We start from the raw sequence: 10176 nt of genomic DNA on the forward strand, positions 1-10176 counted from the left end.
ACAGCAATAAAAGAAAAAATAGAAATGAACAACAATAAAAGAAAACGTTTTTTACTAATAAGTGGATCAGTGGCGGTGATTCCTTTATTAGTAGTATTAGGGGCCTTTACCAATATTTCTGAAAAACACTCATCGTATAATTTGCCTAAGATTGATACGCCGCTCACTGAAGCACAAAAGCATTTGGCTAAAAATGGCTTGAAAGAGCTCGACGTGGCGCCTGGTCTGCGTGTTGAAACTATGGCAACCGAACCCATGTTGATTAACCCTACCAATATCGACGTGGATGAAAAAGGAAGGGTTTGGGTGACGGAGGCCTATAATTACCGGTTTGAGATTAATCACAACAAACCTAAAGAGGCGGGTGACCGCATAGTAATTTTGGAAGATAAGGATGGAGATGGAAGTTTGGAAACAAGCACGGTGTTTTATCAGGGCCCGGAGGTTAATGCACCTTTAGGCGTGTGTGTATTAGGTAGCCGGGTATTGATATCGCAAAGCCCATATGTTTGGGCTTTTTATGACGACAATAATGATGGTAAAGCCGACCGAAAAGAAATATTATTCCAGGGGATAGGCGGCATACAACATGATCATGGGATGCACAGCTTCGCATTTGGCCCGGATGGTAAACTCTATTTCAATTTTGGGAATGCTGGTAAAACCCTCAGAGATAAAAATAATGAGGTAGTACTGGATCAGGATGGTGATGAGATAGGACCTAAAAAATACAAAGAAGGAATGCTATTCCGTTGTGACCCGGACGGTACTCATGTGGAATGCCTGGGCCATAATTTCAGAAACGAATACGAATCGGCCGTAGATAGTTATGGAAATATATGGCAAAGTGATAATGATGATGATGGGAATAAAGGGGTACGAATCAATTACGTTATGGAATATGGAAATTATGGATACACGGATGAAGTAACCGGTGCGGGCTGGACTGCTAAACGCATTAACATGGAAGATTCGATCCCGCTTCGTCACTGGCATCAAAATGATCCGGGTGTTATCCCCAATCTTTTACAAACAGGTTCCGGCTCCCCTACCGGAATGATTTTTTATGAAGGGACGCTGTTACCGCAGCAGTTTCAAAATGGGATGATCCATGCCGAACCGGGACATAATGTTGTTCGCGCCTATCCTGTTCAAAAAGCCGGCGCGGGATATACTGCCGGTATCCTCAATATGCTTAATGGCGATAGGGACCAATGGTTTCGCCCGGCAGATGTCTGTACAGCTCCGGATGGTTCTTTAATTGTAGCCGACTGGTATGATCCTGGCGTTGGCGGACATCGGGTGGGGGATCTTCAGCGTGGTCGCATATACCGGGTTGTTCCGGAAAGCATGAAAGCGGCCTATAAAATACCTGAACAGGATTATACCACTCCGAAGGGTGCAGTCATTGCCTTGCAAAATCCAAATCTCGACGTTCGCCGGCATGCTTTCATAGCATTAACCGGCATGGAAGAATCAGCAATAGCGGAGTTGGAAAAGTTATGGTCAACATCACCCAATCCCCGTATGCGTGCCCGGGCCCTATGGGTGCTTTCAAAATCAACAAAGGCCGCAAAATATCTTTCCGAAGCCATCAACAATCCTGACCCTGATTTAAGGATTACCGGGTTGAGGGCGGCAAGAGAAGTAAATACCAATGTGCTCAAACTTGCGGGAGCTTTAGTAAATGATCCAAACGCACAGGTAAGGCGCGATTGTGCGATTTCGTTACGGCATCGGAATGAACCGGAAGCCGCGACGATATGGGCGGCACTTGCAGCGAAACATAATGGTAATGACAAATGGTATTTAGAGGCACTGGGTATCGGGGCCGACAAGCAATGGGACCAATTCTTTGCAGCCTACCTGAACATAGTACCGGATCCTTTATTAACAGCCGGAGGCAGAGATATAGTCTGGCGAGCCCGAACAAATACCGCGCTGCCATATCTGGTAAAGCTGGCTAAAGATGCAGGTGTTCCATTAAAATCCCGTTTGAGATATCTCAGAGCTTTTGACTTTTATCCAGAAGCTGAGAAATCCAAAGCTTTAGTCAAATTATTAGAAGAGAATAATGGTAAAGATTTGAAATTAAGTGCGATAATATTGAAGTCATTAAATCCGCAGGATATATCAGGTTCACCTGTATCTCAGCAACAGGTGAAACAGGTTTTAAATTCATACACCGGAACACAGGATTTTGTTGATATGATAAAACAATATAATATTACCACAGAAGCCAATAAATTGATGGATCTGGTAAAATCCAATGGTATTCAGAGTAACGGAGGATATCAGAGCGGAGGAATCGGGCCCGATGCGGCAAGGGTATTACTTAAAGCTAATGAAGACCTTCGCTTCCTGAATGTAATTAAAGGTAAAGATCAGCAAAAGGCATCCAATGTTTTAGCAGTACTTGGTGCAATAGGCAACGATGAATCAACAGCTATCCTGTCAAAGGTGATTTTATCAAACCAGTACAGCATATCCACTCGTCAAAAAGCGATTCAAACGCTGGGTAAAAGCCAAAATGGGGAAGACCGAGTTCTGGAAATGCTTCAGGGAAAAAAATTACCTCAGAGTTTAATTACACCAGCCGTTGCGGGCCTGAGCGGAACACTCAGAAAAAGCACATTGGACAAAGCAAAAGCATTTTTACCCAAAACCGATGTTGCCAAAACTGCTAAAACCAAGATGGCTTCTGCTAATCTGAATGCCATACTTGCTTTAAAAGGAAATTCCCTAAAAGGAAAGTCCGTTTTCCTCAGAACTTGTTCCGTATGTCATAGAGTTAATAAAGCTGGTTTTGAATTTGGACCTAATTTGTCAGAAATAGGCGCGAAATTACCAAAGGAAGGATTATTTGATGCTATTGTTAACCCCTCTGCAGGTATTAATTTTGGATATGAGACCTCACAGCTTGTTATGAAAGATGGATCGACCCTGATGGGGATTATTTCGAGCCGGACAGAGACAGATATCGAATTGAAATACCCTGGAGGCGCTGTTCAGAAAATAAAAACCAATGATGTTAAGCAAATAAAAAAAGTGTCAACCTCTATGATGCCGGCCGGCCTGGATCAAACAATATCAAAACAAGAATTCGCGGATATACTTACGTTCCTTGCCTCTTTAAAGAAAAAAGAATAATACAAAGAAAGCAGTATCCTGCCTTGCAATTTGCAGCTTATTTATTATTGAAGCCAAAACAAATTACATTATAACAGCCAGCAGCCTGTGCTTACTTGGCGCTCGGCAGATGATAAAGCGACGATCTTTCGTTCTCCCGTTGCTGACGCTATAGATTACGTTGCGGTCCTGTAGTGGACATTCCGTCATACTTGACCATGCTGTTCCGTGCGGATTAGATCAATGAGTTGTGTTGCTGAATAATAGTTTCAAAAATTTTAAATCAGCTATTTAACATGGTCAAAGTGTAACGGAACACCCTGAACTCTTTTTCCAGAACGCGGTGATCGATGGTTTCGGAACGTCCACCTTTATGCACATAAATATTTTTTGGATTATTCATAGTCTATAAAGAGTTCGAGAGGCTTCCTCTATGGGCCCTGGTCACTTCGGCAATTTTATTTCGCTACGTTCTTAGTCTTGAATGGTTGTTGTTTCACTGGTTGAAATAGTATTTACATTAATTCATGAGTTCTGACAACAGCCATGTTTTCTTTTCAGATACTCACTTACGTCTCGGACGTAGGATTCTGGACCTGACAAATTCCGGTACAAAACAAACCAGAAGATGTGGTCGCTTCCAACGATAACATTTTTGGAAAAAGAACATGGACACGAATAGAAATACGCCCGCTCCAATGGCTACCTGAAAAGGATAGGATAGTACCATGTTTTCGGGAATAATCATTGGCACCAGTGCAATAGCACAAGCCGGAACAAATATTTTACCAACGATCTCAAAGAGAAAAAAGAGACACACAAAAAGTAATAAGACAGTGTTTAATAGTGAGACACCCAGCATTATATGCAGATAATACTGAAACATTGCTCCTAAAATAGCGGAAATTATTATCAGTAAATAAACTTGCATCGGGCGATTACGAAACCCAGCCGAAGAAGTGCTAAATTCTATAAACATAGTCACCAGTGGCGGTACTACAAAATATGGCTGTCCCATGTATAACGGAAGTGCCGCTATCAGCAATAGATAAAAAAGCAATTTAGTCCAATGCTTAGGCCTATGCTCGTGATGTCCCTTCTTTTTCCTGTAAGTAACAACCTGATTCGATTTCTTTTTTACAAGAAGCCACTGTCCGAGAACGACTATAACAGCCATGATGAAAACAGAAAGGGGATAAACGAACGAATGTGTTCCCAACAATAACGGCAACAAAGCAGCCGAAGTTATCGGGACTAAAGTGGTACGGGATATTATAAGACAAAATGAAGTAAATGTAAATGAGATGGCAACATTGACCAGCATTGGCAACGGCGAATACTGAACCAGTAACGGGTCTGTAAAATAAACTGTGTCAGCCCCTGCCGGCCCATGGGCCGGCAGGGGCTGATTGCTACATCAAATCTAATATCATTCTTCCAGGAAACCAAATGGCCAGCTTCTGGGCGGTTGTCGCCCAATTAGAAAGCGGCATCGTCCATTTTTGTTTGATGTTGTTATGTGCCAGATAGATCAGTTTTAATAGCGCCATATCGGAAGTAAAACCACCCTTGGTTTTGGTTACTTTTCTGACCTGCCGGTGAAACCCTTCGATGGTATTGGTGGTATAGATCAGTTTCCGTATGGTGGTGTCATACTGAAAATACGTGGTCAGCTTCGACCAGTTATTGCGCCAGGATTCCAATACCTTTTCATATTTCTTACCCCACTTTTCTTCCAACTGATTTAAACGAAGTTCTGCCAGTTCGAGTGTTTCTGCCTGGTACACCGGCTTAAGATCTTTCATAAATACTTTCTGATCTTTAGATGCTACATACTTCAGGCTGTTACGGATCTGATGGACGATGCAGGTCTGGATTTCTGTTTGAGGAAATACCGTATTTATAGCCTGTGGGAATCCATTGAGGTTGTCAATGCAAGCAATCAGGATGTCTTTTACACCTCGGTTCTGAAGATCGGTCAACACACTTAACCAAAAATTAGCGCCTTCGCTTTGAGATACATACATTCCTAACAATTCTTTGTGCCAATGACGGTCAATGCCAAGAATATTGTAAACAGCATGCGATACCATGCGGTGTTCCTCTTTAACCTTGTAATGCATCGCATCCAGCCAAACAATGGTGTAAAGTTCATCCAGTGGCCTTGATTGCCATTCTTTTACTTCAGGAATGATCTTATCTGTTATCGCTGATAAGGTACTGTGACTGATATCTGTATCATACATATCCTTGATATGTTTTGATATATCGCGGAAGCTCATGCCCAGCCCATACATGCCTATAATCTTGGATTCAAGACTTTCTGCCAATATCGTTTCCCGTTTACGGATCAGTTCTGGCTCAAAACTGGAATTGCGGTCACGAGGGGTACTGACAGATATGGTGCCATCAGAGGTGCGGATATCCTTACTGGTCTTGCCGTTCCTACGATTGCCTGAACTGCGTTCAGCTTCGTCTAAATGGCTTTCCAATTCTGCTTCAAGAGCCGCATCAAGGAAACTTTTCAGTAAGGGCGCAAACGCGCCATCCTTACCATAAAGCGATTTGCCCGAGCGGAGTTGCTCAAGGGCTTTCTTTTTCATTTGCTCATATTCGAGCGATTCTTCTTCTTTCTTCATCTTAAACTGTGTTTTAAGTTAACGTTTAACTCTTGACACAGTTTATTTTACACTCTCCCAGTAACACTCCAAAAAGGGCACAGACGGTCAACAACAGCACGAACATCGGTTTACTAACTGTCCAAATCTCTTTATCAACCACCCATAAACCGAGAACCAATGCGGATATCTCCGGAAATAGGATCTCTGGTTCTTCAAGTCGTTCTGAAACACCCACCATTAACCCAATCATACTGAGCGCCAACATGTATCGAATTAATTTATGTTTGGTCATTCTCTTTAAACCTTATGCTATCTTAACCTTAATAAAAATAAATAAAAGCATTGCTCCGATCTATAAAGTTGTTGACCTCTAACATTATAAAAACCCTCAGATTACCACAGTTGAAAAATACGCTTACACAACCCGTAAAATAACAAATAGAGGTAATCAGATCAGGGCTGATGAATATGTTTTCGAAATCCTTCGTTCGGTAGTCCTGTTTGCTTTCCAAAGAATTTTGTGTGATCAAAGGTACTGCGGGTCTTCAAAATGTTATGGCAATATTCAATGCATTTTTTGTATTTTTTACTTATTCTCACGCCGAACTGCTGTATTAATAGAGATTCAAAGTGATCCTTTCAAAATACGATTTGGTGATATTTTAAAAAATAATCCTTAAATTTGAATATAACATTTACAGCCAGGGCTTATTATCGCTGGTGAGTTTTTGAAGTAAAAACAGGCAAAAATAGCCTTTAAAGCATATTGGACTGATAGAGTTCGATTCTCGTCGGGACCACAAAACTTCGGTACTACCGAACTTTACTCAATAAAACCCACTTATTTTTATAAGTGGGTTTTTGCTTTAAACTAGTTAAAGTAACAGCTTGATTATATTACGAATTGACTGAATAATTAAGTTGTATTTATACCCGGTATTTCATGTATCTGCATATACGGTAATTAAGCGCTAAACCTTAAAACGGGTAAGTATTACGAAGAATCGGGTAAGTCAGCTTTTACGATACTGCTCACCTTTGCTTAAACAAAAATCATAAAAATGAGCAAAACAATAATCATTACAGGAGCATCATCAGGCTTCGGCAGGGAAACAGCTAAAATATTTCAAAAACAAGGCTGGAACGTAGTTGCAACAATGCGTTCACCTGAAAACGAAAAGGAACTTAGTGAATTAGAAAACGTAGTGGTAACCCACTTAGATGTACAGGACACTGAATCCATTCAAAACTCTGTAAACAAAGCAATTCAACATTTTGGAAGCATTGATGTATTGCTAAACAATGCCGGCTACGGATTGATGGGTGTATTCGAATCCGCAACACCAGAACAAATTCAAAAGCAATACGCAGTTAATGTTTTTGGGCTGATGGATGTTACCCGTTCGGTTTTACCTCAAATGCGTCAGCAAGGCAGCGGCACTATCATTAATTTATCTTCATTTGGAGGTCAGGTTGGCCTGCCTTTCGGGAGTTTGTACAACAGCAGTAAATTTGCTGTGGAAGGTTTTTCAGAGTCGTTATCTCATGAACTTTCTGCGTTCGGCATATTCGTTAAAATCATTGAACCAGGCGGCGTAAATACTAATTTTCGTGCTGGCCTGGAAATGATCAAAAACGAAGTTCCCGAATACAATCCATTGATGGGCAACTTCTTTGGGCGCTATGCAGCGGCTACGGCGCATTTGCCGAAAGCAACTCCTGAAGATGTTGCGCAAAAGATTTTTGAGGCAGCAACAGACGATAAAGCACAATTACGTTACGTTATTGGCGAGGATGCCCAATTTTATATTGATACCAAATACCAAAACAGCGATTCTGATTTCATAAAAATAATGCGAGACCGTTTTGTAATTTAGTAGAGATTATGCAGGAAAAGTTTATTGATGTTCAAACCATCAGCGAAATTCACAATTTGTGGGGCTGTGATAAACCCCGTCATCCGCTGGTTACCGTAATCGATCTGACCAAACACCAATTTCGCGGAGACCGGAACGGGCTTATTTACCGGCTTGACTTTTATACCATTTTCTGCAAAAAATTTGATGGTGTGTTAGGCTATGGCCGGTCGTATTATGATTTTAGCGAAGGTTCGTTGATGTTCACTGCACCCGGCCAGGCAACCACACCCGTATCAACTCCAACCCCTGAAGAAGGATGGGCACTGTTCTTTCATCCCGACCTGATCCATCATTCCCCACTTGGTAAAAATATCGGGCAATATTCTTTTTTTAATTACGAAGCGAACGAAGCTTTGCATATTTCCGAAGAAGAAAAATTGGCCTTGCTTGACTGTGTGAGAAAGATAGAACAGGAATGTAGTCAGCATATTGATAAACATACGCAAACCTTGATCCAGAATAACATAGAAATGTTGCTGAATTACTGTAGTCGTTTCTACGATCGTCAATTTTACACCCGTGAGAAAGTGAATACCGATGTAGTACAGGCTTTCGAAAAATTATTGAAAGATCATTTTGCGCAGGACACGCTGATCAATAGCGGACTTCCGGGAGTGACAAGTTTTGCTGAACAATTGCATCTGTCTCCAAATTATCTTTCAGATCTTTTACAAAAATTCGGGAAAACCACACAGGAACATATTCATTTACAATTAATCCATAAGGCAAAAGATCTACTGTGTAGTACCGGCAAGTCAGTTAGCGAAATAGCATATACGCTTGGCTTTGAGAATCCACCACATTTTACCCGTTTATTCAAACAAAAGACAGGCTACTCGCCAAGTGAATATCGCAGGTTAAATTAAATAACCATAACAAATTACTCTTAGAGCCATTGCTTATGTATAAAATTATAATAGGAACATCAAAATTTACAGGCTCCGATATTCTGAGATTTAAAGAAAGAGGAGGTGTACGATGAAAGTACTTGTGTTTGGCGCAAATGGTAGGACGGGCAGATTAGTTGTAGACCGCGCCATTGCGAATGGCCATGAGGTGAGTGTTTTGGCACGTAATATCCGCTTATATCACCAAGCTGGCGTACGGGTAATATTGGGTGATGCGCTTAATGCAGAAGATGTGCTACGCGCCATGCAGCATCAAGATGCCGTTGTAGATTGTATTGGCGGAACAGCACCGTGGAAAAACCAGACGCTGGAACGAGATACGATGCAAAACATTGTGACCGCGATGAAGACATCAGGAACAAAAAGGCTGGTAGTGGTATCTGCGATGGGTGTGGCTGATAGTTCAAAACAGTCGCCATGGTGGTACCGATACCTGATGGTGCCAACGTTTTTACGAGGATCAACTGCGGACAAAACAGCTATGGAAGCTATTGTATATGAAAGTGAACTGGAATGGGTGATTGCCAGACCACCGGTTTTGACGGATGCATCATCGACAGGAAAAGTACATATATTGGGGGAAAGTGAAAAAGGTCACACGATTACAAGAGTCGACTTGGCGGTATGGCTAATTGAGCAATTGCAAAATAATACTTATGTAGGACAGGCAGTAGTAGTAGTAAACAGTTAACAGCGGTATTGTGCGGCCGAATACAGGTTTGTTAGTTTGAAACACTTCCCGTCACCATATTTAAAATTTGTGTCTATTACGCCGTTAGGTCAATTAATAGCTGTAAATCCTCTATAAGATTATTGGAAATTGGAGCCTTTGAGACCACTAAATGCCCCCATGTATGCTATGCATGGGAATAAAAATGAAAAGCCTTTAGATTTAAATCTGAAGGCTTTTTTGTTGAATTATTTATTTAGCTTAGATAAATAGTGGTTGTAACCTAAAATGAAACCTTATCTTTTATTTATATTGGTGATTTTTTTCTCGTGTCACAGGGGAAAACATGACGTTGAAAATGTCGTTCCGGGTGTGGATTTAAATATAAAGATAACCCAATTCAATCACGTGTTTTTATCAAGCAGCGCAGGGGCATATCTATTTAAAGACAACAAGCTCATTCATATTTTTTAAATAAGAATTAACGGCTAATAATATATTTTTTGTTATCCTCTAACTCCACCGCACAAAGCAAATCAGCCATAAAAGAGTTCGAGTTTTGTATCGTAGGGACCACAAAATGACCCATTATATGGGAAAAACATGGAGAATAATTGTTTTGAAAGCCTCTAGATGGAAATCTGGAGGCTTTTTTTTGTCGAGAGCGGTGCGGTGATAACACCATAGCCGTTAACTTAAGAAATTTTCAAAAATATTTTTTAGGATATTACTCGGACGGGGCTTCGCCTTTGGGCAAAACCACTTAGATTTTCCCATATTTGTATAGTTTTTATATTTATAAAAAGGCGGTATGTTTTCGAGGCATTTACCGCCTTTTCTTATATAAATATAGTAAGAAAAAAATTAAATAGGTTATTTTTTTTAGGGGAAAAGCGCCTTTTACTTTCAAACAAAACACATTTATTACT

General features: G+C 40.8%; 5 protein-coding genes. 4 read left to right on the forward strand and 1 reads right to left on the reverse strand.

Going from position 1 to position 10176, the window contains the following annotated elements; genetic code table 11:
* Positions 1–24: 24 nt before the first annotated feature.
* Complete coding sequence (locus tag AC1D0K_RS29950) at positions 25–3150, forward strand: PVC-type heme-binding CxxCH protein (RefSeq protein WP_477393935.1); 3126 nt, start codon at positions 25–27, stop codon at positions 3148–3150.
* 1391 nt (positions 3151–4541) lie between these two features.
* Here AC1D0K_RS29950 and AC1D0K_RS29955 read toward each other — a convergent pair.
* Positions 4542–5768, reverse strand: coding sequence for an IS256 family transposase (locus tag AC1D0K_RS29955; RefSeq protein ID WP_477393937.1), 1227 nt, complete (start codon positions 5766–5768; stop codon positions 4542–4544).
* 1043 nt (positions 5769–6811) lie between these two features.
* Here AC1D0K_RS29955 and AC1D0K_RS29960 point away from each other — a divergent pair.
* From AC1D0K_RS29960 to AC1D0K_RS29970, 3 genes are all read left to right on the forward strand, one after another.
* The gene (locus AC1D0K_RS29960) at positions 6812–7627 is read left to right on the forward strand and encodes an SDR family oxidoreductase (protein WP_477393939.1); all 816 of its coding nucleotides are present in this window, start codon (positions 6812–6814) and stop codon (positions 7625–7627) included.
* An 8-nt stretch (positions 7628–7635) separates the two neighbouring features.
* A complete protein-coding gene (locus AC1D0K_RS29965) occupies positions 7636–8535 on the forward strand; it encodes a helix-turn-helix domain-containing protein (RefSeq protein WP_477393941.1) in 900 nt (299 codons plus the stop codon).
* A 112-nt stretch (positions 8536–8647) separates the two neighbouring features.
* Positions 8648–9268, forward strand: coding sequence for an NAD(P)-dependent oxidoreductase (locus tag AC1D0K_RS29970; RefSeq protein WP_477393943.1), 621 nt, complete (start codon positions 8648–8650; stop codon positions 9266–9268).
* Positions 9269–10176 lie beyond the last annotated feature (908 nt).

It is taken from the genome of Mucilaginibacter sp. P1_A3 (assembly GCF_056406855.1).